The 22,782-nt window shown below is 65.6% G+C and carries 21 protein-coding genes; 12 read left to right on the forward strand and 9 right to left on the reverse strand.

From position 1 onward, the window contains the following. The first annotated feature begins 127 nt into the window (after positions 1–127). Entirely contained in the window at positions 128–412 is a 285-nt protein-coding gene (locus tag ABWY06_RS23290; protein WP_502948241.1) for a hypothetical protein, read from the forward strand. 87 nt (positions 413–499) lie between these two features. On the opposite strand, the gene ABWY06_RS23295 is transcribed toward ABWY06_RS23290, so the two are convergent. Then, positions 500–1,084: an NUDIX domain-containing protein gene (locus tag ABWY06_RS23295; RefSeq protein ID WP_353927976.1), complete on the reverse strand. Its 585-nt coding sequence runs from the start codon at positions 1,082–1,084 to the stop codon at positions 500–502. 76 nt (positions 1,085–1,160) lie between these two features. Between ABWY06_RS23295 and ABWY06_RS23300 the strand changes: the two genes are divergently transcribed. Next, on the forward strand, positions 1,161–1,937 hold the full coding sequence (locus ABWY06_RS23300) for a DeoR/GlpR family DNA-binding transcription regulator (protein ID WP_353927977.1): 777 nt from the start codon (positions 1,161–1,163) through the stop codon (positions 1,935–1,937). 52 nt (positions 1,938–1,989) lie between these two features. Here the strand turns inward: ABWY06_RS23300 and ABWY06_RS23305 are convergent, their stop codons facing one another. After that, positions 1,990–2,205, reverse strand: a complete 216-nt coding sequence (locus tag ABWY06_RS23305) for a hypothetical protein (RefSeq protein ID WP_353927978.1) — start codon at positions 2,203–2,205, stop codon at positions 1,990–1,992. Positions 2,206–2,475: 270 nt separating this feature from the next. Continuing rightward, positions 2,476–2,787, reverse strand: a complete 312-nt coding sequence (locus ABWY06_RS23310; RefSeq protein WP_353927979.1) for a DUF1652 domain-containing protein — start codon at positions 2,785–2,787, stop codon at positions 2,476–2,478. A 430-nt stretch (positions 2,788–3,217) separates the two neighbouring features. Between ABWY06_RS23310 and ABWY06_RS23315 the strand changes: the two genes are divergently transcribed. Further along, a complete protein-coding gene (locus tag ABWY06_RS23315; RefSeq protein ID WP_353927980.1) occupies positions 3,218–4,747 on the forward strand; it encodes an RICIN domain-containing protein in 1,530 nt (509 codons plus the stop codon). Positions 4,748–4,825: 78 nt separating this feature from the next. On the opposite strand, the gene ABWY06_RS23320 is transcribed toward ABWY06_RS23315, so the two are convergent. From ABWY06_RS23320 to ABWY06_RS23335, 4 genes are all read right to left on the reverse strand, one after another. Next, positions 4,826–5,335: a DinB family protein gene (locus ABWY06_RS23320; protein ID WP_353927981.1), complete on the reverse strand. Its 510-nt coding sequence runs from the start codon at positions 5,333–5,335 to the stop codon at positions 4,826–4,828. 319 nt (positions 5,336–5,654) lie between these two features. Next, positions 5,655–6,101 (reverse strand): hypothetical protein, encoded by a 447-nt coding sequence (locus ABWY06_RS23325; protein WP_353927982.1) that lies wholly within the window; start codon positions 6,099–6,101, stop codon positions 5,655–5,657. 454 nt (positions 6,102–6,555) lie between these two features. Then, entirely contained in the window at positions 6,556–7,566 is a 1,011-nt protein-coding gene (locus ABWY06_RS23330) for a copper resistance protein B (RefSeq protein ID WP_502948242.1), read from the reverse strand. An 11-nt stretch (positions 7,567–7,577) separates the two neighbouring features. After that, positions 7,578–9,332 carry a copper resistance system multicopper oxidase gene (locus ABWY06_RS23335; RefSeq protein WP_353927984.1) on the reverse strand — a complete coding sequence of 585 codons (1,755 nt, stop codon included), beginning with the start codon at positions 9,330–9,332 and terminating at the stop codon, positions 7,578–7,580. A 237-nt stretch (positions 9,333–9,569) separates the two neighbouring features. Here ABWY06_RS23335 and ABWY06_RS23340 point away from each other — a divergent pair, with 237 nt between their 5' ends. Both ABWY06_RS23340 and ABWY06_RS23345 read left to right on the forward strand, forming a co-directional pair. Continuing rightward, positions 9,570–9,971, forward strand: coding sequence for a hypothetical protein (locus ABWY06_RS23340; protein ID WP_353927985.1), 402 nt, complete (start codon positions 9,570–9,572; stop codon positions 9,969–9,971). Between the two features lie 123 nt (positions 9,972–10,094). Further along, positions 10,095–10,985 (forward strand): serine hydrolase domain-containing protein, encoded by an 891-nt coding sequence (locus tag ABWY06_RS23345; RefSeq protein WP_353928013.1) that lies wholly within the window; start codon positions 10,095–10,097, stop codon positions 10,983–10,985. A 152-nt stretch (positions 10,986–11,137) separates the two neighbouring features. Here the strand turns inward: ABWY06_RS23345 and ABWY06_RS23350 are convergent, their stop codons facing one another. Then, on the reverse strand, positions 11,138–12,130 hold the full coding sequence (locus ABWY06_RS23350; protein WP_353927986.1) for an AraC family transcriptional regulator: 993 nt from the start codon (positions 12,128–12,130) through the stop codon (positions 11,138–11,140). A 127-nt stretch (positions 12,131–12,257) separates the two neighbouring features. On the opposite strand from ABWY06_RS23350, the gene ABWY06_RS23355 reads away from it, so the two are divergent. The 7 genes from ABWY06_RS23355 to ABWY06_RS23385 all read left to right on the forward strand — a co-directional run bounded on the left by ABWY06_RS23355 (position 12,258) and on the right by ABWY06_RS23385 (position 22,240). Continuing rightward, positions 12,258–13,991, forward strand: coding sequence for an N-acyl-D-amino-acid deacylase family protein (locus ABWY06_RS23355; RefSeq protein WP_353927987.1), 1,734 nt, complete (start codon positions 12,258–12,260; stop codon positions 13,989–13,991). 322 nt (positions 13,992–14,313) lie between these two features. Beyond that, entirely contained in the window at positions 14,314–14,604 is a 291-nt protein-coding gene (locus ABWY06_RS23360) for a hypothetical protein (RefSeq protein ID WP_353927988.1), read from the forward strand. 122 nt (positions 14,605–14,726) lie between these two features. Further along, the gene (locus ABWY06_RS23365; protein WP_353927989.1) at positions 14,727–16,175 is read left to right on the forward strand and encodes an AlkA N-terminal domain-containing protein; all 1,449 of its coding nucleotides are present in this window, start codon (positions 14,727–14,729) and stop codon (positions 16,173–16,175) included. Positions 16,176–16,177: 2 nt separating this feature from the next. After that, a complete protein-coding gene (locus ABWY06_RS23370) occupies positions 16,178–16,681 on the forward strand; it encodes a methylated-DNA--[protein]-cysteine S-methyltransferase (RefSeq protein WP_353927990.1) in 504 nt (167 codons plus the stop codon). 99 nt (positions 16,682–16,780) lie between these two features. Beyond that, positions 16,781–18,112 carry a deoxyguanosinetriphosphate triphosphohydrolase gene (locus ABWY06_RS23375; RefSeq protein ID WP_353927991.1) on the forward strand — a complete coding sequence of 444 codons (1,332 nt, stop codon included), beginning with the start codon at positions 16,781–16,783 and terminating at the stop codon, positions 18,110–18,112. Between the two features lie 4 nt (positions 18,113–18,116). Next, positions 18,117–19,181: an FUSC family protein gene (locus ABWY06_RS23380; RefSeq protein WP_353927992.1), complete on the forward strand. Its 1,065-nt coding sequence runs from the start codon at positions 18,117–18,119 to the stop codon at positions 19,179–19,181. A 104-nt stretch (positions 19,182–19,285) separates the two neighbouring features. After that, on the forward strand, positions 19,286–22,240 hold the full coding sequence (locus ABWY06_RS23385) for an HD domain-containing phosphohydrolase (protein WP_353927993.1): 2,955 nt from the start codon (positions 19,286–19,288) through the stop codon (positions 22,238–22,240). 149 nt (positions 22,241–22,389) lie between these two features. Here ABWY06_RS23385 and ABWY06_RS23390 read toward each other — a convergent pair whose 3' ends face one another. Beyond that, entirely contained in the window at positions 22,390–22,734 is a 345-nt protein-coding gene (locus ABWY06_RS23390; RefSeq protein ID WP_353927994.1) for a YggL family protein, read from the reverse strand. Positions 22,735–22,782 lie beyond the last annotated feature (48 nt).

Genomic DNA, 22,782 nt, shown 5'->3' on the forward strand with positions numbered 1-22,782 from the left:
TTCAAAAGCAACCGCTGGGCGGCGACACTTGGCCGTTTCGGTGCGGTTAACGCACAATATGCTGATAAACGTAGTGTATCGCTGTATACGCCTGCTCCGGCCATCGTCTTTTTTGGGGAACCTTTCGTTGAGCTCCACACCAATTTCCGAAGCGGAAATGCGCCGCGCCCTGGGCCTGGAACCCACCAAAACGCCCGATACCGTCAAAGCCAAAGGCAAGCTCAAAAGCCCGAAGCGCTACACCCTGGTGGAACTGAGCGTGCGGGACAAGTCAGGCGGTCCTCCCTTTCGCTTCGAGCACCGCTCCAGCTCCATCAGCACCCTGACCGCGCAACTCGAAGCCGAGCAGGCCGCCCGCAAACAAGGCCTGGACGTCTGGGTAGTGCTGGATATCCGCCAGATCAGCGAGTAGCCACCCGCCGCCCCTGCCGGCGGTACCACCCGTGCTCCTCGCTGCACAGGGCTTCTTGGAAGGCGCTGCACGCGCCAGCGGGCTCGCTCAGCGCCGCTGCTCCAGCGCCAGGTACTGCAGCAGCATGATGGTTTTGGCGTCGACAATCTGCCCGCTGCCAATGGCCGCCAGCGCCTGCTCCAGGGGCATTTCCAGCACCTCCAGGTCCTCGGTCTCGGCCTCCAGCCCACCCCCGGGCCCGACCTTGGAACGGGCGTCGTAGTCGGCCAGGAAAAAATGCAGTTTCTCGGTCACCGAGCCGGGGCTCATAAAGGCCTCGAACACCTTGCGCACGGCACCGATCCGGTAGCCGGTTTCCTCTTCCGCCTCGGCGCGGATGCGGGCCTCGGGCGCGGCCCCGTCGAGCAGTCCCGCCGCCGCCTCGATCAGCAGCTGCCGGTAGCCATTGACGAACACCGGCATGCGAAACTGCCGGGTCAACACCACGGTGTGGTGCTGGGGGTCGAACAGCAGAATCACCGCGCCATCGCCGCGGTCGTAGACCTCGCGGCTCTGGCGTTGCCAGCTGCCGTCGTTACGCAGGTAGTCGAATGTGATTTTTTTCAGCAGGTACCAGTCGTTCGACAGCAGGCTGGTCTCGGCGATTTTTACGCGCTCGGCAAGGTCAAGCATGATCGGGTTCTTCCTGGTGGGGCGGTGCGATTTATGCTAACGTGCAAAAACATGCAGATACAAGAAAAAACATGCAATGACTAATCTTGGCGTGCAACGCAAAATCCTCATCCTCGAGCTGCTCGCCAGCGACGGCCAGGTTCTGGCCAAGGACCTCAGCGAACGCTTTGGCGTGTCCGAGGACTCGATCCGTCGTGACCTGCGCGACCTGTCCAAGGAAGGCCTGTTGCAGCGGGTGCACGGTGGCGCGCTGCCGGCCTCGGCGGCGGTCGCACCGTTTCGGCGGCGCACCACCCTGGACACCACGGCCAAGCAGGCCCTGGCCACGGCCGCCCTGGCATTGCTGCGGCCCGGTCAAATCCTGCTGATTGATGGCGGCACCACCTGCGCCGAGCTGGTCCGCCAGATTCCCCGCGACCTCGCCCTGACCGTGGTGACACACAGCCCGAGCATCGCAGTGGAGCTGGTCGACCACCCGCGGGTGGAGGTGATCATGCTCGGCGGGCAGTTGTTCAAGCACTCGATCGTCAACCTGGGCGCGGCAACGGTAGAGGCCATGGCGCATATTCGTGCCGACCTGTTTTTTATGGGGGTTACCGGCGTGCACCCCACCGAGGGCTTGAGCACCGGCCATCTGGAGGAGGCCCATATCAAACGGGCGCTGGCTGCCCGCGCCGCCGAGACGGTGGTGATGGCTTCGAAGAGCAAACTCAATGCCGCGTCCAGCTACACCATCGGCCAGCTCGGGTTGATCCAGACGCTTGTCCTCGAGGCGGACAGCAGCCCCGCGTTGATCCGGGAGTTTCAGGCGGCGGGCCTGAGCGTCGTGTTGGCCGCCGCGCCCCCGCCCTGATCGGTGCGGTCGTCCAGCGTCAGGTGAGCAAGGGGCGGGTGCAGAGGCGGGCTCAGGCGCGCTTGATGCTATCGCCAGGGACCGTATCCTTGGCGGCGCGCAGCTCCAGGGCCCCTTTGTTCAATCGGTATACGACGGTCAGCAAGCGCTGGCGCAGCAATCGGTCGTTTAGTTGGTCAAGCGCGCGCATGACTTCCAGCGCCGCCGCTTCGTTGTCGGTGGCGACCGCGCAGAGGGTTCTGCGCAGTGTTCGGGTCGAGTGGTTCACGGGGAAAAGTCCTTTTTTAACAAGCCTGAGGCCTTAGGGCAGTGGCACCAGGGAATAATTCTTCCGTCTGTCCGGCCAGCGACGATAGCCCAGAGTGGCGGGCGGCGCTGAGGGCTCGAGCCTGGCGGAGTCGGCACTGGGCGGTCAGGAAAAGCGCGCGGCGCACGGCGCAGGCCAGCCCCCATGGCGGTTCAGATCAGCGCAGCGGGATGCGTCAATGGCCTGACCAGGTCGATGGCTGACCGCTCGAGGCGGCAATCACCGACAGCCTCAAGCGGTAACGGGGGTCAGCGGCACCCGCGAGATGCGGCCCTGGCTGGCGCGATCCAGCGGGCGGCCCTGGTTTTTCCGGGCCAAGGTGGCGTAGCGCTGGCGAACCTCCAGAACAAGCTGGGCCAGGGCCCGCTTGGTGGTGAAACGAGCCGCGCTGATGGCGTCCAGCTGCAGATAGGTGGTGCCCGCCTGGTCGAACAGGCGAATGGAAATATCGCCTTTGTCGTTCTTCTGGCATTCACAACTGAGCGGGGAAAACGACGCTTCGACGATGCCACGGCTTTCTTCGAATGCCAGCAGCTTGATCATGACTTCACCTCTACGTCCTGACGTGTCCAGCTCCCCGATAGAACGCGCCGCCACGGCGACGCATTCCGGCCCCGGAAGCGTGATCATTGGCCCTTGCCCCTCTTTGAAGGGACCGGTCATGGCAAGTTTCAGTTGCACGACGAGTGGCCGACAGGCCGTCCTGGGCCTCCGCTCACACGAAAAATTCCGCCGGCTGTGAACTGGCCGAGAAGAACGCGCAGCGTGCGCAACGCAATTGCGAAACAGGGCACAGTTACCTGAACGCCCCTTCGGGGGCTGCGTTGTCCCGGCGCCAGTATATGGCTAGCATCGCCCGCTTTACTAAATCAGCCACTCGAACGTCCGGTAGAACAGTATGCCATTGACCCCTCGCCCCCTCCCGCCAACGGCCGCACGCCCGTTGCAACGCCTCGCGGTCCTGCTAACCCTGATGACGGCCTCTACCCTCAGCCTGGCGGCAAACTGCTCGCAGCCACCCGTCAACGGTGGCCTTTACAGCATCATCAGTTTCGGCAACGGTGCTGCCCTGGACATCGCCGGCCGCTCCACCGCGGCGGGGGCCAAACTGCTGGGCTGGGACTACTCGAACAGTCGCCATCAGCAGTTCTACCTGGAGGACCTCGGCACTGGTTACTGGACGATCAGGGCGGCCCACAGCGGCCAACCGCTGGACGTACTGAATTTTTCCACGGCCGAGGGCGGCGCCATCATCCAGTGGCCGGCTACCGGCGCGGCCAATCAACAGTGGCTGTTGAAAAAATCCACCACGGGGGCGTACAACATCGTCTCTCGCCTCAGCGGCAAGTCCTTGAGCGCGTCGGCGAATGCCCGTGGCGCGAGCATCGTGCAGAAAGCCGATCGGGCCCTGGGTTCACAGCGCTGGTACTTCAATCCGGTGGGTGCCGCCTGCGGCAGTTCCACCCAGGTCAACGGCTTCGCCGCCCAGCCCGGTAACGATGGCCTGGCGTCCACCACCGGCGGTGGCGCTGCCACGGCGGTGACCGTCACCAGCTGCGCCGAGCTGATCAGCGCGCTCGCGGCGCCGACGCCCGCGGTGGTGCAGATCGCGGACAAGACCACCCTCGACTGCCACACCGCACCCCGTCCCCAAGTGGCCTGCCCGATCAAGTGCGCGGCGCCCCAGGACAATCCGAACAAGGTGTTCTACCGCGTACCGGTCGGCTCGCAAAGCTGCTCATCGCTCGGCTCGACCTCGGACGCGCTGGTGGCCAGAAGCCGCAACGAAACCCTGATCCGGGTGAAATCCGACAAGACCCTGCTGGGCCTGGGCGCCGCCTCGGGCATCAGTGGCGCGGTGCTGGACCTGAGCAATTCGCGCAACGTGATCATTCGCAACCTGACCCTGGAGGAGGTCAACCCCGAGCTGGTCGAAGCCGGTGATGGCGTGACGCTGAACAACAGCAGCCATGTGTGGCTGGACCACCTGCGTTTCAAGCGGATCAGCGACGGTCATGTGGATATCAGCGCCAGCCGCAACGTCACCCTCAGCTGGAACCAGTTCGACGGCTACAACACTGCGGTGTGCGGCAACCAGCATCACTACACGAGCCTGGTGCAGGACAGCCAGGTCAGCCTGCACCACAACCTCTGGCAACGGGTGTCCGGGCGCAACCCGAAGATGACCGGCCCTGCGACCCGCGCCCACCTGTACAACAACCATTGGCAAGACGTCAGCTACTTTGCCGTGAGCGCGGACGCCGGGGCGCAGGGCAAGCTGGAAGCGAACTTCTTCGAGAACAGCGCCAAGCCCCACTGGAACCAGGGGAACGGCTACCTGGAGGCCAATGTCTCGAGCAACCGCTACACCGGCATCTCGGAAACCGACGCCTACAAGGACACCGGCAGCAAGGCGTTGACGGACACCCCGCTGTACCTCTATCACGCCGACCCGGTCGACAAGGTGCCTGAACTGCTGCGCAACGGTTCCGGCCCGCGCTAAGGCGCGCCACGCCCAGCGGAGGCCGGCCTGGGACATACCAGGTGATGTCGGTGTTCCGCTGACGGTTCGCCCGCCGGGTCAGTCCCGGGCGGCACCGGCGCGCTGCTGGGCCAGGAACACCGGCAGGTCGGTGGTGGGCGGAACGAGCTGATGGTGGTACAGCATGTCGGCCACGTGCCCCCGGTGGTAGGTGCCGTGATTGACCACGTGCAGCAGGATTTCCTGGCGCGACAGCGCACCGCCGCCCCCGCCGATAAATTCGAACCGCACCTCTTCGGCCAGGGCTTGCTCATCCAGGGACTCGGCATAGGCCAGGTACCACGCGTTGATCTCCAGCTGGCAGGCGTGCAGCTCGGCAAACGGCGGGTGTTCAAGCGGGTTGCGCGTCGTATATCCGTGGGTTTCGCCCAGCAGGTGCGCCTGCCAGACCCGGTCCATGGCGTAGGCATGGTGCAGGGTGCGAATCAGGCTGCCGAACAGGATCGGCTGCGGCGCCAGCAGGTCCGCGGCGGGCAGCTGGGCTAGGGTCGACCAGAACAGCGCGTCGGCCCAGGCCTTGTAACGGGTCAATAATCGGACGGTGGTCATGGGCGCTCCGGAGGATTCGAGGGGTAAGTGCAGAATCGGCCCCCGCCAAGCCGGGCATGATCCAGCAGGCACGACACTTTACCTCGAGTCGTTTGGCCGGATAACCACCCGCTGATTTCCGCCGGACGATAGCCCCGTTCCCCAGGAAGGGACTGACTCTCCTGGGGTCCGGACCGCGCAGACCGAGCACAGCGATACTCAGCCAGTCAATCCGGGGCCGGTTGATCCCCTCTCCCCCTCAGGGCGAGGAACACCTCCTGCCGCTCGGCACACCAGGACCGGGCGCGACGCGACTGGGGTTGGCCCCGATGCGCGGTGTTTAAGGAATCAGCCCCAGTCGGCGTTTTTCGGCATCGCTCAAGATGCGCTCGCCGCTCGCTTGGCTGTCGCGGCTACTGACGAAACGCAGGTCCATATGGCCTTCGTTGTTGTCGAAGTAATCGTCGTTGATGGACATCCACAGGTCCATGCCGGCCTCCACCGCGAAGCCGATATTGCTGTACCCTTGCGCGGCGCCGTTTTCACCGTTTCTCATCACCAGTTGCCCGACGTAGGCGTTGGCTCCCTTGTAGGGGCAGCCATCGTCCGCGTCCACCGGGGTGGGCCAGTAGTTGGTTCTGCTGCCGACCGCCCCGGTGGCATCGCAGGTGCGATCTTCCCGTTGCGGGGTGCGGAAGCACCACATCCCCTCGGCGTATAGCTTGCCGTTCTCGGCGACCTTGCCGATGTGCTGCCAGCCTTTGTTGGCGTAAACCCGGGTTTCCATGGCGTCGTTCTCCTGTGTCGATGGCGCGCCCTTGACGTGTTCATGGGGCGTCCAGGGCAAGGCTAGGCAAGCTGCGCAAAACTGTCCAAGCGGCGATTTCCGCTGTGCAACCGAGCGCAGCGGCCGATCGCCGAGGCCGGCGAAGGGATGATCATGACTATTCGCACCTCACCCAACCCGCCGCGTGATGCGCACTACCGGCAACGCGCGTCCATCTGCTGCACCGGGTCGAGGATCGGCTGCGGGTCGACGCGGTGCGCTGGGGCTGGGGCTGGGCACGGTCCTGCAGCCTGTGGACACTCGCCAGACGCGCCCGGTTGCCGCGAAAATCGCCCACCTTGCAGGCGGCCCGCTCCTCTTCGGCGCGAGGGCGCGCCTCCCACAGGTTGCAGCAGCCACAGGTTCACCACCCATATGACGAGCCGCCACGCTTCCCCGGAGCTGCGACGCCCTGTCAGAACCACCAGCGAAGCCCAACGACCAGCGCCGTCTCGTCCACGTCCTCGCCCTCGTCGCGCAACAGGTCGGCCGAGCGGCCATGGGCGCGACGCCAGGTCACGCCGAGATAAGGCGCGAACTGACGAACGATTTCGTAGCGCAGCCGCAGGCCCAGCTCGCTGCTGGCCAGGCCGGCGCCCACCTCCCGCGCCGGGTCATTTTGGCCATAGGCATCGAGCTGGGCGCTGGGCTGCAGGATCAGCCGGTTGGTCAGCAACAGGTCATAGTCGGCCTCCAGACGCAGTCCGGTCTGGCCGCGCTCACCGAGAAAAGCCGTGGCCTCGACGTCGACCCCGTACAGCGGCGAGCCCTGCACCCCCAGGGCCGCCCAGGTCTGCGGCGACCCCGGGCTGAAGTCCTGGCGGACCCCGGCCAGCAGGTCCCACCAGGGCCCGGTCGAATGGCCATAAAGCAGCTGCAGCTCGGCCTCGGTGGAATCGCCCTCGGTGCGCTCACCCTCGGAGCGAAACCAGAGGCGGTCGATATCGCCGCCGATCCAGCCCGAGGCATCCCATGCCAGGCGGCTGCCCGCCGCAGCGTCCTGGTACTCGAATTGATCGAACAGCAGCACCCCATACAGGGCCCTGTCGTGGGCCGCGTGCCCAGGCAGGGTCGGGAACGCGGCCAGACGATCCGCCTCGGTCAATACCGGGATGGGGGTGTTCGGTGGCTGAGGCGCCTGTCCATGGCCCATCTGGCTGTGATCCATCTGAGTGGGGTCCACTCGATTGGAAGGGACCGCGGCAGGCGGTCGGGGGGCCTGCCCGTGACTCATCTGGCCATGCCCCATGGCGGAGTGATCAGCCTGCTCGGCTGCGGGGGCCTGGGCCGCTTGAGCAGGGTGGGCATGCACCTGCGTCTCGGCGGCCAGCGCCAGCGGGCCCGCCAGCAGGCTCAGGCCAACGACCAGCGCCCTGGCCGGGTTTCCGCGCGGCGCAGTAACGGCACGGACTGGGGCGAAATTCATCACGATCGTCTTCATTCTTCCACCCGGACTTCGCGCATCATGCCGGTTTCCATATGCATCAACAGGTGGCAGTGGAACGCCCAGCGCCCCAGGGCATCGGCGGTCACGCGATAACTGCGCCGGGTGCCGGGCGGCATGTCGAGGGTGTGCTTGCGCAGCATAAAACGCCCCTGCTCGTCCTCCAGGTCGCTCCACAGGCCGTGCAGGTGAATGGGGTGGCTCATCATGGTGTCGTTGACCAGGGTGATGCGTACCCGCTCGCCGTATGTCAGGCGCAGCGGCTGGGCGTCGGAGAACTTGACGCCATCGATGGACCAGGCGAATTTTTCCATATGACCGGTGAGGTGCAGTTCGAGGGTGCGGCTCGGCTCGCGGCCATCCGGATCGGCGAAGCGGCTTCTCAGGTCGGCATAGGTCAGCACCCTCCGCCCGTTGTCCCGCAGGCCCACTCCTGGGTCGTCGAGCTTGGTGCTGGGCCGCAGGGTCTGCATATCGACCAGCGGGTTGTCCTGCTCGGAGTTCGGGTGGGCCTGCAAAGGCGCGCCCTCGCCCGTCATGTTCGAGTGGTCCATACCGGCCATGGCGCTGTGATCCATGCCGGCCATGTCCACCGCGACGCCGCTGTGACCCGCATCCATTTGAGCATGGTCCATGCCCATATCCGCCATGCTGAGCAACGGCCGTGGGTCCGGCTCGGGCACGGCTGCGTCAAGGCCTACGCGCTGGGCCAGGGTGCCGCGGGCATAACCGCTGCGGTCCATGGATTGGGCAAAGATGGTATAGGCCTGCTGGTCGGCGGGCTCGACCAGCACGTCGTAGGTCTCGGCCACGGCGATGCGCAATTCGTCGACACTGACCGGCTCGACGTACTGCCCGTCGGCGGCCACCACCGTCATCTTCAGGCCCGGAATGCGCAGGTCGAAGTAGCTCATGGCCGAGCCGTTGATCAGGCGCAGGCGCAGCGTTTCGCCTGGCTTGAACAGCCCGGTCCAGTTGGCGTCCGGGGCCTGGCCGTTGAGCAGGTAGGTGTAGGTCTGGCCATTGACGTCGGCCAGGTCGGTGGGGCTCATCCGCATGCGGGCCCATTGTGTGCGGTCGGCCATCGCCGCCGCCCAGCCCTGGGTGCCGACATCATCGATAAAATCGCCCAGCGTGCGCTTGTGCAGGTTGTAGTAATCCGACTGTTTTTTCAGCGTGGCCAGCACCCGTGCCGGGTCTTCATCGGTCCAGTCGCTGAGCAGCACCACGTAATCACGCTGGTAATGGAACGGTTCGGGCTCGCGGGCATCGATGACCAGGGCGCCGTAGACGCCGACCTGTTCCTGCATCCCGGAATGGCTGTGGTACCAGTAGGTGCCGTTCTGCCGGACCTTGAAGCGGTATTCGTACAGGCCATCGGGAGCGATGCCCTGAAAACTCAGGCCCGGCACGCCGTCCATATTGGCCGGCAGAATAATGCCGTGCCAGTGCAGGGAGCTGGCCTCGCGCAGGCGATTTTTCACCCGCAGGGTCACGGTCTCGCCCTCGCGCCAACGCAGGGTCGGCCCTGGGATCGAGCCGTTGATCGCCATCGCGGTGCGCGGCGTGCCGGTGATATTGACCGGCAGCTGGTCGATGACCAGATCGAAGGCGTTGCCCGCCAGCACCCCGGGTTGAGCCGGCCCCTGCAGCGCCCAGACCGGCGTGCGCCACAGCCCCATACCACCCAGCATGCCGGTGGCCATAAGGCCCTTGATAAAGGTGCGTCGCGACGTGCTGCCAGGCATAGCGGGGTACTCGAACCGTCAGAGAAAACCAGGCGCAGCCATGGGCTGGTCGGTGGTGGGGGCCACGTGCAACGCGGATCCGCGGTGCCACATCGGGATGATGAAAGTGCCACAGATGCACCGCTGGCGTGATTACATTTCTGTCAGGTTGGCGGCGGCGCCGCAGCCCGGCCTTGCGTCTTATTTCCGGGTAACCCCCTGGGCAAGGGCGCTCGGGGATCGTTATGATCCTGGGCCATGACCGCCCACTTGCCCACTCGCTCACCCTGCCCGCCCGGCGCCTGCGATTGTCAACGCGAGCAGCTGCTGGACACCCCTGGCGCCGACCTGCGTGTGCTGTGCCTGACCCGCCAGGAGGAACAGCGCCTGCTCGATCGCCTGGAAAATATCCAGAGCCTGGCGGACCTCGAACACCTGCAACGGCGTATTTATGAGCAGCTGGGCATCCGCCTGAACATCGCCCCGGGCGCCAATGAAGTGCGCAGCATGCGCGGCATCGCCATCCAGATCGACGCCCTGCCGGGCCTTTGCCGTAAGACCCGCCAGTCGATCCCGGCGGCGATTCGCCGGGGCCTGGAGAAAACACCGGAGATCGCCTACCGGCTGCTGGATGCCCATGACCTGTTCGGTGGTCTTTAACGCCGAGGTCCCACCGCTGTCGACGCGGCCGCGGGCATGGGCGATAGTGCGGCCCCGCCCGGGTAGCGGCCGATGCTGTCGCCTCCTTTCGATCAGTCGATCCAGACCTCCACCGAGTGTTCCCTGATGTTTTCCCTGGTTTGCAACGGTGCCGCGCTGGCGCCTCGATGCCCGGTTACGCCGGTACCCTGGTGGAGCTTTGGCAAGACGGTGTTGGCGGCGGTGGCCCTGACGCTGGTGCGCGACGGCCTGCTCGCGCTGGACGATCCGCTGCCCGAAGGCCCCTTCACCCTGCGGCAACTGCTGCGCCATGAAGCCGGGCTGGGCGACTATGGCGCCCTCGCCGACTACCCGCTCGCGGTGGCCCGCAACGATGCGCCCTGGCCATTGGCTGAGCTGCTGCAACGCCTGCAGGCGGCCGGCTTGAACAGCGTGCCAAACGGCGACTGGCGTTATTCGAACCTCGGCTACCTCCATGTCGCCCGCCTGATCGAACGACTGACCGACCTGCCACTGGCCGAGGCGTTGCGCCAACGAGTCCTGGTACCGCTGGGGCTGCCCCATACCCGGCTGGCCAGCACCCGCGCCGACCTGGACGGGGTGGACCTGGGCGCCGTGTCCCGCTACGAGCCCGGCTGGGTTTACCACGGCCTGCTGGTCGGTCCGCTGGACGAGGCGGCACTGTTGCTCGAACGCCTGTGCAACGGGGCGTTGCTGCCCGCCGACCTGTTGCGGCAGATGCGGCAACCCCGCGTGCTTGGCGGCGCCATGACCGGACGCCCCTGGACCGCCCCCGGCTATGGCCTGGGGCTGATGCAGGGGCCGGTTGAGGGTGGCCTGAGCCTGAGTGGCCATACCGGCGCGGGGCCTGGTAGCGTCATCGCGGTCTACCACTGCGCGGTCGGTGACGACACGGCGACCTGCGCGGTGTTTCATGCCGGCGACGACCAGGGCGCCGCCGAGCATGAGGTGGTCAGGCACCTGCGCGCCGCCTTGCTCGCGGGTAAGCCATAAACCGCGAGTGGCGCCGCGAGGTATTCACCGCCCTGTTTCGTCGATCCTCCCCACTCTTGTGGTCTGCGGGCATGGACGCGGAGCGTCCAAACCGGGGTTACCACGCCGGAGCGTGGGAACCATCGAGGCAAAATTCGGCGCGAGCGTCCCGCTCAACTGGCATGCGCCTGACGCCACTGACGGGGCGACCGGCCAAAATGGCTGCGAAAGGCCCGGCTGAAGGCGGACAGGTCGGCGTAGCCGAGCATGTGGGACAGGCGGGTGATATCCAGGCTCGAGGCACGCAAGTGCCAGCAGGCGGTGTTCATCTTCACCTCCTGCAGCAGCTGCTTGAAGCACAGCTGCTGCGCCGCCAGCCGCCGCTGCAGGGCCCGTGGGTGCAGGCCCAATAGCCGGGCGATATCGTCCAGGGCCAAGCGCTGCAAACCCAGGGTCTGGGCGATCAGGTTGCGGACCTGCAGCTCCAGGTGCTGCCCCAGGCCGTCGCGAATGGCGGCCCACCGCGGATCGACGGACGCGCTCGGGATAACCTCAGGCCGGCGCATGGGATGATCGAACAGGGTGCCGGGATAGACCAGGCAATCGCACTCCTGGTCGAACAGCACCTCACAACCGAAATAGGCCGTGTAGGTTTTCAGCGACGAGACCGCACTGTGGGCGAACTCGATCCGCCGTGGGCTGATGTCGCTGCCGCCCAACAGCCGCGCCAGGCGGTGAAAGACCGCCAGCGCCATCTCCCTATACTGCTGGGCCGGGTGGGCGGACAAAGCATGGTCGGTTCGGTAGATGCGCACATGGTCGCCGTACTGCTGCATGCGCCAATATTCCGCCGAGCTGTGCAGCGCCATATGGTTCTGCGCGGCGCCGAAGGCCTCTCGCAGGGAGGCCGCCCGGGTGATCAGCAAACCCAGCACACCGAGCATCTCCAGGCCCTGGTGGCGGGCCACGCGCAGGCCCAGGTCCTGCCGGCCCAGCCGCCTGGCCGCCCGCTCCATCAGTGCCTGCAGCGGCTCGACATCCAACAGGCGGTCGCCGTCCTGCAATTGCTCGAGGCTGAGGGTCGTGCCCTCGAGCAAACCCGCCAGCGCGCTGCCGACTTCCGCCTGGAAACCGGTCAACGCCGCGCTGCGCACTTGATAACGCATGGAGCCAGCCCTTCCGAACCGCGGCCGATGGAACACGCACGGTCGCCAGACTGTCGCCTTATGTCAAGTACCGTAGCGGCCGGCGGCATAGGCTGCAGGCTCGATAACAAGAACCGGGGGTCATGCCATGTACGACATCATTATCAACAACGGTCGTTACTTCGACGGTACCGGCGCCGCCGCGGCGATTCGCAGCCTGGCGGTGCAGGACGGCAGGATCGCCCTGATCAGCCCGCAGCCGATCGACCCCCAGCTCGGCAAACAGCTGATCGACGCCAGCGGGCAATGGATAACCCCGGGCTTTATCGACAGCCACACCCACTACGATGCCGAGCTGATAGTCGCCCCCAGCCTCTCGGAATCGGTGCGCCACGGTGTCACCACCGTGCTGGTCGGCAGCTGCTCGCTGAGCATGATCTGCTCCGAAGCCGAGGACGCCTCCGACATCTTCACCCGCGTCGAGACCGTGCCGCGGGACAAGGTGTTGCCGATCCTGCGCCAGCACAAGACCTGGACCGGTCCGCGGCAATGGGCCGAATTTATTCAGCGCCAGCCCATGGGCCCCAATGTCATCAGCTTCCTCGGCCACAGCGACCTGCGCGTCGGCGTGATGGGCCTGCACCGCTCCACCGATCGCGCGGTGAGCCCCAGCGAGGCCGAGTTGCAAGCCATGGAGCGCATCCTTGGCGAAGCCTTGGACGTGGGGTTTCTCGGGCTGTCGACCATGTGCCTGAAATGGGACAAGATCGACGGCGACCGTGAGTGGTCGAAAAGCCTGCCCAGCACCTATGCCCGCTGGGGTGAAGTGCGCCGCCTGAACCGACTGCTGCGCCAGCGCGGCCGGGTGCACCAGGGCGCGCCCAACGCGGCCAACCCCCTGCAGATCGTCCAGTACCTGGCGCAGGCCATCGGGCTGCTGCGCCGGCCGCTGAAGACCACGCTGATTTCCTGGCTCGACCTCAAGGGCAACCGCACCATCGAACCCATGGCGCGCTTTTCCGCCTGGCTGACCAACCTGCTGGGCGGTGATTTTCGCTGGCAACTGCTGCCCACGCCCTTTGCCATCTACGCCGACGGCATCGATATCATCCTCTTCGAGGAATTCGGCGCCGGCGAAATGGCCTTGAACCTCAAGGGTGAAATCGAACGCAACGCCCTGCTTCAGGACGAAGGCTACCGACGGAAATTTCGCCGTTTCTATGCGCAGAAATTGTCGCCGCGGGTCTGGCAGCGCGACTTCGGCGACGCCACCATCCTCGGCTGCCCGGAGGCCGTGCTGGTGGGCCGCAATTTCGCCGAGATCGCCACTGAGCGTGGCCTGCACGTGGTGGACCTGTTTCTCGACCTGGTGGTGCAATACGGTCGCCAGTTGCGCTGGTTCACCGTGATCGGCAACCACCGCGAAGCGGTACTCAAGCGCATGGTGCGCAGTCCCAATAGCCTGATCAGCTTTTCCGACGCCGGCGCGCATATCCGCAATATGGCGTTCTACAACCTGCCGCTGCGCTTTCTCAAACTGGTGCAGGACAGCATCGACGTGGGGACACCGATCATGAGCATGGAACGGGCCGTGCACCGCCTGACCGGCGAGCAGGCTGACTGGCTGGGAGTCGAGGCCGGCAGGATCCGCCAGGGCGACCGCGCCGACCTGGTGGTACTCGACCCCGCCGGCCTCAAGCAGAACCTGGTCCAGGAGAACTGGGCGGAGATGGAAGGCTTCGATATCCAGCGCATGGTCTGCCGCAACCCGGGCTGCGTGCGCCATGTGCTGATCAATGGCCGATTGGCGGTGCAGGACGAACAGGTGATGCCCGAGCTGGGCCGCGAACCGGGCTTCGGCCAATTCCTGGCGGCACGTTAGGCGGCAGGAGTTGCACAGCCCTGCGGCGAGGGCGCTTGCCGGGAGCCCCCGGTCATCGCCAGCGCGAGTCACGGTGCGCAAAAAAGGACACCAAGGGCGGACGCTGGGCGCGGGCAATGATCAGGCCCTAGCGCCTGGTCGCTGCAACAGGGCTGTTGATCACCGCCAGTAAGCGGGGCGTCACGAACCGCTATCGGAGTTGGCCGAGCGTTAGCGAAACGTTTTGCCTCCAACCGGATCCACTACTGAGCCGCACATGACATCAGCCTTGGAAAACCACAGTCGGACCCCACCAGACCGCCTAACCGCTCAGGAGCCTCCCATGAAGTTCGCCCCCTTGCTCGCTGCCCTGCTCGCCGCATTGACCGGCACCAGCGCCCTTGCCGATGCCAGCGATGGCGCCGCTCAACCCTCAGCGCCCAGCGTAGCGCCCCAAGCGCCGAGCCCGCCCCAGGCACCACTGGCGCCGCGAGCGCCCAATGCCCCCGAGCGGCCCGCCCATAATCCAGCCCAAGGCACTGGCGACGCCGAGCCGGCGGCCGAACCCCTGAGCCTCGAGGAGCAACGCCGACAAAGTGGCGAGCGTATGGAAGAGCAACGCACCAGCCCCTGACACCTATTCCGCGCCGCGGGCGTACCCGGCCAGAGCCGACGCCTGCGCGCCCAGCAGTCACACCAAGGGGAGTTGTCCGAAAACGGCCAGTCGCAGGCGCCGATCAGGCTTAAGATGGGGCCATGAACCTCGATCCCCAGCACTGTTATGCCGCGCTGCAGGCGCGCGACGTCCGCTTCGACGGGCTATTTTTCGTCGCGGTCTCGACTACCCGTATCTATTGCCGGCCTATTTGCACGGTGCGTCTGCCGGGCGCTGATCGCTGTACCTATTACCCCAACGCGGCGATGGCGGAGCAAGCCGGCTACCGACCGTGCCTCAAATGCCGCCCCGAACTGGCGCCGGGGGCAGCCGTGGTCGACAGCGTGCAACGGGTCGCACGCCAAGCCGCCGCACGCATCGCCGAAGGCGCCCTGACCGACTCCAGCCTGGACGCCCTGGCCGCCAGTTTTGGTCTGAGCAGCCGTCAACTGCGGCGCACCGTGGAGCGTGAGTTCGGTGTGCCGCCCATCGCACTGGCGCAAACCTACCGCTTGCTGCTGGCCAAGCAGCTGCTGACCGATACCGCGTTGCCGATCACCGACATTGCCTTTGCCAGTGGCTTCGCCAGCGTGCGGCGCTTCAATCATTGCTTCCGCAGCCAGTACCGGCTCAACCCCGGAGCACTGCGCCGGCAGCAAGTGCCGACGCCCCCCGACAGGGGCATCGGCCTGCGCCTGGCGTATCGTCCGCCTCTGGCCTGGGACCGCCTGGTCGCTTTCCTGATAGCCCGCGGCAGCGCGCGAATCGAACATTACGACGGTACGGTCTACCGCCGTACCCTGCGCCTGGGGCGGGAGAGCGGTTGGATCAGTGCCCAACCGCTGCCTGGCAAAAATCAGCTATGGGTCCAGGTCGCCCCCAACCTGCTGAGCGGCTTGAACCAGCTGCTGCCAGCGATCCGTCGCCTGTTCGACCTGGACGCCAACCCCGCGGTGATCGAAGCCAGCCTGTGCCAGGACCCGCAATTGGCCGGTTACGTGACCGCCGCCAGCGGTCTGCGGGTGCCCGGTGCCCTGGAGGGATTCGAGCTGGCATTGCGGGCCGTGCTGGGCCAACAGATCAGCGTGAAAGCGGCCACCACCCTGTTCGGTCGCTTCGTGAATCAGTTCGGCGAGCCGCTACAGACCCCCTTCACCGGGCTGGATCGCCTGCCCCCGACCGCTGCGGCCATCGCCGACGCTTCGCTGCAGCAGTTGGTCGACCAGGGACTGACCGGCAAACGCGCCGCCACCCTGCATGGCCTGGCCCGCGCCATCGCCGATCGGCGTATCACGCTGGACAGCGGCGATGATCCCGAACAGGTGATGCAGGCCCTGCAGGAGCTCCCGGGCATCGGCCCCTGGACCGCACACTATATCGCCATGCGTGCGCTGTCGGCACCGGACGCCTTTCCCCACGCCGACCTCGCCCTGCTGCGGGCCATGCAGCTGCAGCGCGGTGCGCAGCTGCTGAGCCGCGCCGAAGCCTGGCGCCCCTGGCGCGCCTATGCCGCGCTGCATATCTGGAACAGCCTGAACGGCGGAGGATAATCATGACCTACTACTCGCTACGCCCCAGCCCCTTCGGTGAACTGCTGATGCTCGGTAATGGCCGGGCCCTGACCGCCCTGTATATGCCACCCCATCGCCACGCACCGCAGCTCGATACCCCGGCCAGCCTGGACTGGCGCCGCGACGACAGCCTGTTCCATGAAGCCGGACTGCAACTGGACGCTTATTTCGCCGGTCAGCTGCAACACTTCAACCTGCCGCTGGCCGCCACCGGCACACCGTTTCAACAGCGGGTCTGGCGCGAACTGCTGGCGATTCCCTTCGGCGAGACCCGCAGTTACGGTCAGCTCGCGCAACGCCTGGGGATGCCTGGCGCCTCGCGCGCCGTGGGCCTGGCCAATGGGCGCAACCCGCTGTCGATTATCGTGCCCTGTCACCGGGTGATCGGCGCCGACGGTAGCCTGACCGGCTATGGCGGCGGCCTGGAACGCAAGCGTTGGCTGCTGGCCCATGAACAGGCGCACTCGCCCTATCGTTTGAATTGAGCCCTGCCCGGCCCCCGGAAAAACACCTGAAAACCTTGCGGCGCCGGCCGCGAACCCTGAAGCTAGGGTTTTGCAGCCACTGAATGGCGAGGACTGGCCTTGGATTGGCAAACCCTGCTTACCCGCGAACGGCTCGGCAAACCGGTGCACAGCGCCGATGAGCTGGGCCGCAGCCCGTTTCACAAAGACCACGACCGGATCATTTTTTCCGGAGCGTTCCGGCGCCTCGGGCGCAAGACGCAAGTCCACCCGGTGTCCAGTAACGATCATATCCACACCCGGCTGACCCACTCGCTCGAAGTCAGTTGTGTCGGTCGTTCGCTGGGCATGCGCGTCGGTGAGGTGCTGCGTGACGCCCTGCCCGACTGGTGCGCGCCTTCCGACCTGGGCATGATCGTGCAGTCGGCCTGCCTCGCCCACGACATCGGCAATCCACCCTTTGGACATTCTGGCGAAGACGCCATTCGTCATTGGTTCCAGCAGGCTGCCGGGCGTGGCTGGCTCGACGCGATGAGCGAAGCCGAGCGAAGCGATTTCCTGAATTTCGAAGGCAATGCCCAAGGCTTCCGGGTGCTCACCCAGTTGGAGTATCACCAGTTCGAGGGCGGCACCCGGCTGACCTATGCCACCCTCGGCACCTACCTCAAATACCCTTGGACCGCGCGCCATGCCGATGCCCTGGGGTACAAGAAACACAAATTTGGCTGTTACCAGAGCGAACTGCCGCTGCTTGAGCAGATCGCCCGCAAACTTGGCCTGCCGCAGCTGGAAGAACAGCGTTGGGCTCGCCATCCGCTGGTGTACCTGATGGAGGCAGCGGATGACATCTGCTACGGCCTGATCGACCTGGAAGACGGCCTGGAAATGGAGCTGTTGGAGTACGCAGAAGTCGAATCGCTGCTGCTCAACCTGGTCGGCGATGACCTGCCGGAAACCTATCGCCAACTGGGCCCTAAGGATTCGCGCCGGCGCAAGCTGGCGATCCTGCGCGGCAAAGCCATCGAACACCTGACCAATGCCGCCGCACGGGCCTTCGTCGAACAGCAGGCGCAATTGCTGGCCGGCGGTCTGGAAGGCGACCTGGTGGAGCATATGCACGGCCCGGCCAAACGCTGCGTGTTGCAGGCCAAGGCCATGGCCCGGGAAAAAATTTTTCAGGACAAACGTAAGACCTTGCACGAGATCGGCGCTTACACCACCCTGGAAATCTTGCTCAACGCCTTTTGCGGCGCCGCGCTGGAGCAGCATGGGGGGCGCACGCCATCCTTCAAGAATCGGCGCATCCTCGACCTGCTGGGCAGCAATGCCCCAGATCCACAATGGCCCTTGTACCGTTCGTTCCTGCGCATGGTCGACTTTATCGCCGGCATGACCGACAGCTATGCCACCGAAATGGCCCGGGAGATGACCGGCCGTTCCAGCCCGGTATGACCCCATGAGCCAATTGCTGCGCGAGGTCCTCGCCTGGCGGCCCGGACGCCCTGCCTGGGGACCGGCCATGGTGGCCGGTTTTGGGTGCGCGCTGCCGCTGCTGCTCGGCCTGTTCAGCGGGCACCCCGGGTTTCTCTGGGCGGCGGCCGGGGCTTTCCAGGCAGCCCAGGCCAACCCCCTGCACCGTTTTGGCATGTTGCGCCTGATGCTGCTCACCGGCCTGGGCGCCTGCAGCGCCGGCCTGGGCTTCTGGGCAGCGCCGGAGCCGCTGCTGAGCCTGTCACTGTTTGCCGCCTACGGTCTGTTGTTGGCCTGGCTGCAGCGTTTCGGCGCCGAGGCCGGCAAACTGGGCCTGGGACTCGCGGTATGCCTGTGCCTGGGCCAAGGCCAACACGACATCGGTAACCTGAGCAACGCCTCGGCAGTGGCGGCGCTGTTTGTGTTGGGCGGGCTCTGGGTCGCGCTGCTGGCGTTCGGCCTACGCGGCGTGCACGGGTTACGCATGTGGCCGCATATGCCGCGCCTGATCAGCCTGCTCAAGGTATTACGGCGGCATGCGCGGCGCCTGCCCCAGCGACAATGGCGCTGGCACGCGTTGGCCTGCACCCTGACCTTCGCCCTGGCCGGCCTGGTCGTCAACCTGGCCGACTTGCCTCGGGGTTATTGGCTGACCTTGACCGTGGCCACCAGCCTCCAGCTGCAGCTGCAGCTGCAGGGCAGCCTGGTTCGCGGCCTGCAAACCGGCCTGGGGAGCCTGGCCGCGGCCGGCCTGCTGATCTTTTTTGGCCACAGCCTGCAGAGCCCGCCGCTGATGGTCGCCACGCTGTTGCCCTTGATCCTGTTGAGCCGGGCGTTTCAAGCCAACCACTACGGCCTGTTCGTGATGCAGACGACCCTGTGCTTCGTGTTGCTGGCCGAAAGCCTGTCCAAGGATTGGCACCTGGCCCAGGTCCGCCTGCTCAACGCGCTGATCGGCATCGTCCTGACCGTGCTGGTGGCCTTGCTCGTCCACTGCCTTCGTGATCACCTGGAAAAACGCGGGGTGGCCAAGCCAGCGGTAACCCCCTGAGTCGATCGGCGCCGCCGCCCCCAGGCCGCAGGTAAAAGCTGATGCAGCAACGTGCGTCCACTATGCTTGCCCTGCGTGCCGAGTCCGTCATGGAGTAGCAGCCGATGCCCAGCAATACCTCGCCCGCGGAACGGCGTTTCCCCCTGCATGTGCACATCAGCGCGCTATTCACCCTGTTGCTGTTGCTCACCGGCGTAGTACTGGGCCTGTTCAACTACCGGCAGACCAGCGCCATCATCCTCTCCAGCAGCGCCCAGCTGTTCGGCCGTATCCAGCAGGAGGTGCAGCTCGACCTGGAGCGCACCTATACACCGATTCGCCATACCCTTGGCCTGCTGGCACTGCACCCGGCCAGCGACGCCGCGAACCTGTCGCAACGCTTGTCCCTGCTGGCGCCTTTCGCCCAGACGCTGAGCGACAACCCCAAATTGGCCTCGCTCTACCTGGGCTATGAAAATGGCGATTTTTTCATGGTCAGGCGCCTGCGCGAGAGCCAACGGATGGCCTTGCAGGCGCCCTCCGAAGCCGCATTCCAGGTCTGGTCGATCGAGCAGAAGGGCGACGCCCGCGTCGCGCAATTCCTGTTCTTCGATACGGCCCTGCAGCTGATCGAGGGACGGAGTCCGGACAGCGAAACCTTCGATCCACGCGTGCGCAGCTGGTACCAGTTGGCCCGCGACAATGACCTGCAAATCACCACCGCGCCCTATGTGTTTTTCTCCACCGGCGAGATCGGCACCACCCTGGCCCGACGCACACCGGGCAAGGCCGTGCTGGCGGCCGACATGACCCTGGTCGACCTGTCGGCGACCCTGGCCGCGCACAAGGTCACACCCGCCACCGAAGTGCTGCTGTTCGATGCCCAGGGCCGGGCGGTGGCGTATCCGGACAGTACCCGCCTGGTGGTAACGAGCGAATCGGCACAGCTGATCAAGGCCGGCGCGCTCTCCGCCCCCCTGGCTGCGCTCCTCGACCAGCATCTGGCACTGATGGGCCAGGCGCCACGCAACCTGCGCCTGGGTGATCGGCAGTGGGTGGTTTCGCTCAGCCATATCGCCGAGGGCGGCCCTGAAGGCCTTAACCTGGCCTTGCTGGTTCCGGAGGACGAACTGCTGGTGGACGCCTACCGCATCCGTTGGCAAGGCGGCCTGATGACCCTGGGCATCCTGCTGCTGTGCCTGCCGCTGGGCTGGCTGAGTTCGCGCCTGGTGGTCAGGCCCTTGCGCGCCCTGGTGCAGGATGCCGAAGCCATCGGGCGCTTCGACTTCCGGCAGCCCAGTAGCGGACGATCGCCGGTGCTCGAGGTGGATCAACTGGCACTCTCCATGGCGGGCATGAAAAAAACCCTGTCGAGCTTTCTGGAGATCGCTGCCAGCCTGTCCGCGGAGACCCACTTCGAATCCCTGCTCAAGCGCGTGCTGCAGGAAACCGTGGCGATCAGCGCAGCCAATGGCGGCCTGCTGTACCTGGTCGATGCCGACAGCGGGCGGCTGGAGCCTCAGTGCCTGTTTCTCGGTACCACCCAGCACAACCTCGATGCCCACCACGTGCCGGTCTATGCCTCGACGGACGACAATATGCCCGCCTGGTTGCGCCAACCCGCCGCGGGCGGCGCCAGCGCGACGACGTCCCTGGGTTTCGACCAGGCGGGTGACTTTCGCAGCCTGTTGCAGACGCTCGACAGCCCACGGGCGCACCTGCTCGCCACCGGCTTGCACAACCGGCGCGGGGAAACCGTCGGCGTGCTGGTGCTGTTGCACCGCGACAATGGCGATGCGGCGGACCTGACGCTGCATCGCCCCGAGCGCGTGGCATTCGTCGAGGCGGTCTCAGGCGTCGCGGCGCTGTGTATCGACAGCCAACGCCTGCTGGAGAAACAAAAGCAGCTGCTGGACGCCTTTATCCAGCTGCTGGCGGGGGCCATCGACGCCAAGAGCCCCTACACCGGCGGCCACTGCCAACGGGTGCCGGAGCTGACGTTGATGCTCGCCCAGGCCGCCGCCGACTGCGACGAGCCCGCGTTTGCCCACTACCGACCCGGCCCCGAGGAATGGCAAGCGCTGCACACCGCCGCCTGGCTGCATGATTGCGGCAAGATCACCACCCCGGAATATGTGGTGGACAAGGCCACCAAGCTGGAGACCCTGTACGACCGTCTGCACGAAATCCGCATGCGCTTCGAGGTGCTCAAGCGCGACGCCTGGATAGACTATTGGCAGGCGTGCTGCGAGGGCGGTTCGGCCCTGGAACTGGCCGCGCAGCGCGACCGCCAACTGGCCATCCTGGATGCCGAATTCAGTTTTGTCGCGCGCTGCAACCTGGGCACCGAAAGCATGGCGGGGGACGACCAGCAACGCCTGCAGCGCATCGCTGCCCGCCGCTGGACGCGCACACTGGACGATCGTATCGGGCTCTCCTGGGAGGAAAACCAACGCCAGGAGCGCACACCGGCGCCCCCCCTGCCCGTCGAGGAGCCGCTACTGGGCGATCGTCCCGCGCACTTGGTCGAACGCCTGGACAGCGAACGCATGCCCACGGACAACCCCTGGGGGTTCAAGCTGGACGTGCCCGAGTACAAGTTCAACCGCGGCGAGCTGTACAACCTGTCCATAGGACGTGGCACCCTGACCCGCGAAGAGCGTTTTCTGATCAACGACCATATGGTCCAGACCATTCGCATGCTCAGCCACCTGCCCTTTCCACCCCACCTCAAGCAGGTCGCGGAAATTGCTGGCGGGCATCACGAGAAAATGGATGGCAGTGGCTATCCGAAACGGCTGAAGCGTGACGAGATGAGTTTGCCGGCGCGCATGATGGCCATTGCCGACATCTTCGAAGCCCTGACGGCCGCGGACCGCCCTTACAAAAAGGGCAAGCCCCTTAGCGAAGCCCTGGCCATCATGGCCGACATGTGCCGCACCGGACATATCGACCCGGAGCTGTTCGGCCTGTTTCTGGGCAGCGAAATACACCTGCGCTACGCCGCTGCTTTTCTCAAGGCAGAGCAAATCGACGCAGTCGATACCGAGCAACTATTGGAGCGGGCCGGAGTGCGCTGAACCGCGCTGGGCGAGACGAGCGTCGTTGAGGCAGGGCGTGCGGGACGCGTGGCCCGGTGCAGCGGGCCGGTCGAATGACCGGCCGGTGCGGGCCGATGGGACCTTGACCGGAGTGACCCGGTACGCCCACCAGCCGTTCTTCAGAGGCTTCAGGCAACCGGGGTGATGGATTTTTCCGGGTACCAGACATCCATCAGCGGGCTGAGTGTGTACTCGGTCAGCTCTTTGCGACCTTTCAACCAGCTGTCGACCAGGGTGCGCTGCTCTTCGGTGACCGAACCGCGTTTGCCCAGGCAGACCAGACCGTAGTCGTCGCCGCCGATATAGCCCAAGCCGTTGGCCTCGATGGCCTGCTCTTCGAACTGGTCGAGAAAGGCTTCGATGACCTCGTCGGCCAGGTCTTCCTGGTAATGCAGGGTCAGCTCGAATCCGACTTCCTGGAACTCGTCGACACAGAGTTTTTTACGCAGGCGGCGGGAGCGGTTCGTAGCCATGAAAACTTCCTCTTACTCATAAGTGATAACGCGCGGCACTTTAGCAGG

It is taken from the genome of Pseudomonas sp., assembly GCF_040514055.1.
Classification (GTDB): domain Bacteria; phylum Pseudomonadota; class Gammaproteobacteria; order Pseudomonadales; family Pseudomonadaceae; genus Aquipseudomonas.

Coding starts and splice junctions, on each gene's coding strand:
- ABWY06_RS23385 (WP_353927993.1), top strand. CDS start 19,286: ATGCCCAGCAATACCTCGCCCGCGGAACGGCGTTTCCCCCTGCATGTG.
- ABWY06_RS23365 (WP_353927989.1), top strand. CDS start 14,727: ATGAACCTCGATCCCCAGCACTGTTATGCCGCGCTGCAGGCGCGCGAC.
- ABWY06_RS23380 (WP_353927992.1), top strand. CDS start 18,117: ATGAGCCAATTGCTGCGCGAGGTCCTCGCCTGGCGGCCCGGACGCCCT.
- ABWY06_RS23390 (WP_353927994.1), bottom strand. CDS start 22,734: ATGGCTACGAACCGCTCCCGCCGCCTGCGTAAAAAACTCTGTGTCGAC.
- ABWY06_RS23315 (WP_353927980.1), top strand. CDS start 3,218: ATGACGGCCTCTACCCTCAGCCTGGCGGCAAACTGCTCGCAGCCACCC.
- ABWY06_RS23320 (WP_353927981.1), bottom strand. CDS start 5,335: ATGACCACCGTCCGATTATTGACCCGTTACAAGGCCTGGGCCGACGCG.
- ABWY06_RS23295 (WP_353927976.1), bottom strand. CDS start 1,084: ATGCTTGACCTTGCCGAGCGCGTAAAAATCGCCGAGACCAGCCTGCTG.
- ABWY06_RS23340 (WP_353927985.1), top strand. CDS start 9,570: ATGACCGCCCACTTGCCCACTCGCTCACCCTGCCCGCCCGGCGCCTGC.
- ABWY06_RS23370 (WP_353927990.1), top strand. CDS start 16,178: ATGACCTACTACTCGCTACGCCCCAGCCCCTTCGGTGAACTGCTGATG.
- ABWY06_RS23310 (WP_353927979.1), bottom strand. CDS start 2,787: ATGATCAAGCTGCTGGCATTCGAAGAAAGCCGTGGCATCGTCGAAGCG.
- ABWY06_RS23355 (WP_353927987.1), top strand. CDS start 12,258: ATGTACGACATCATTATCAACAACGGTCGTTACTTCGACGGTACCGGC.
- ABWY06_RS23360 (WP_353927988.1), top strand. CDS start 14,314: ATGAAGTTCGCCCCCTTGCTCGCTGCCCTGCTCGCCGCATTGACCGGC.
- ABWY06_RS23325 (WP_353927982.1), bottom strand. CDS start 6,101: ATGGAAACCCGGGTTTACGCCAACAAAGGCTGGCAGCACATCGGCAAG.
- ABWY06_RS23335 (WP_353927984.1), bottom strand. CDS start 9,332: ATGCCTGGCAGCACGTCGCGACGCACCTTTATCAAGGGCCTTATGGCC.
- ABWY06_RS23350 (WP_353927986.1), bottom strand. CDS start 12,130: ATGCGTTATCAAGTGCGCAGCGCGGCGTTGACCGGTTTCCAGGCGGAA.
- ABWY06_RS23300 (WP_353927977.1), top strand. CDS start 1,161: ATGACTAATCTTGGCGTGCAACGCAAAATCCTCATCCTCGAGCTGCTC.
- ABWY06_RS23330 (WP_502948242.1), bottom strand. CDS start 7,566: ATGAATTTCGCCCCAGTCCGTGCCGTTACTGCGCCGCGCGGAAACCCG.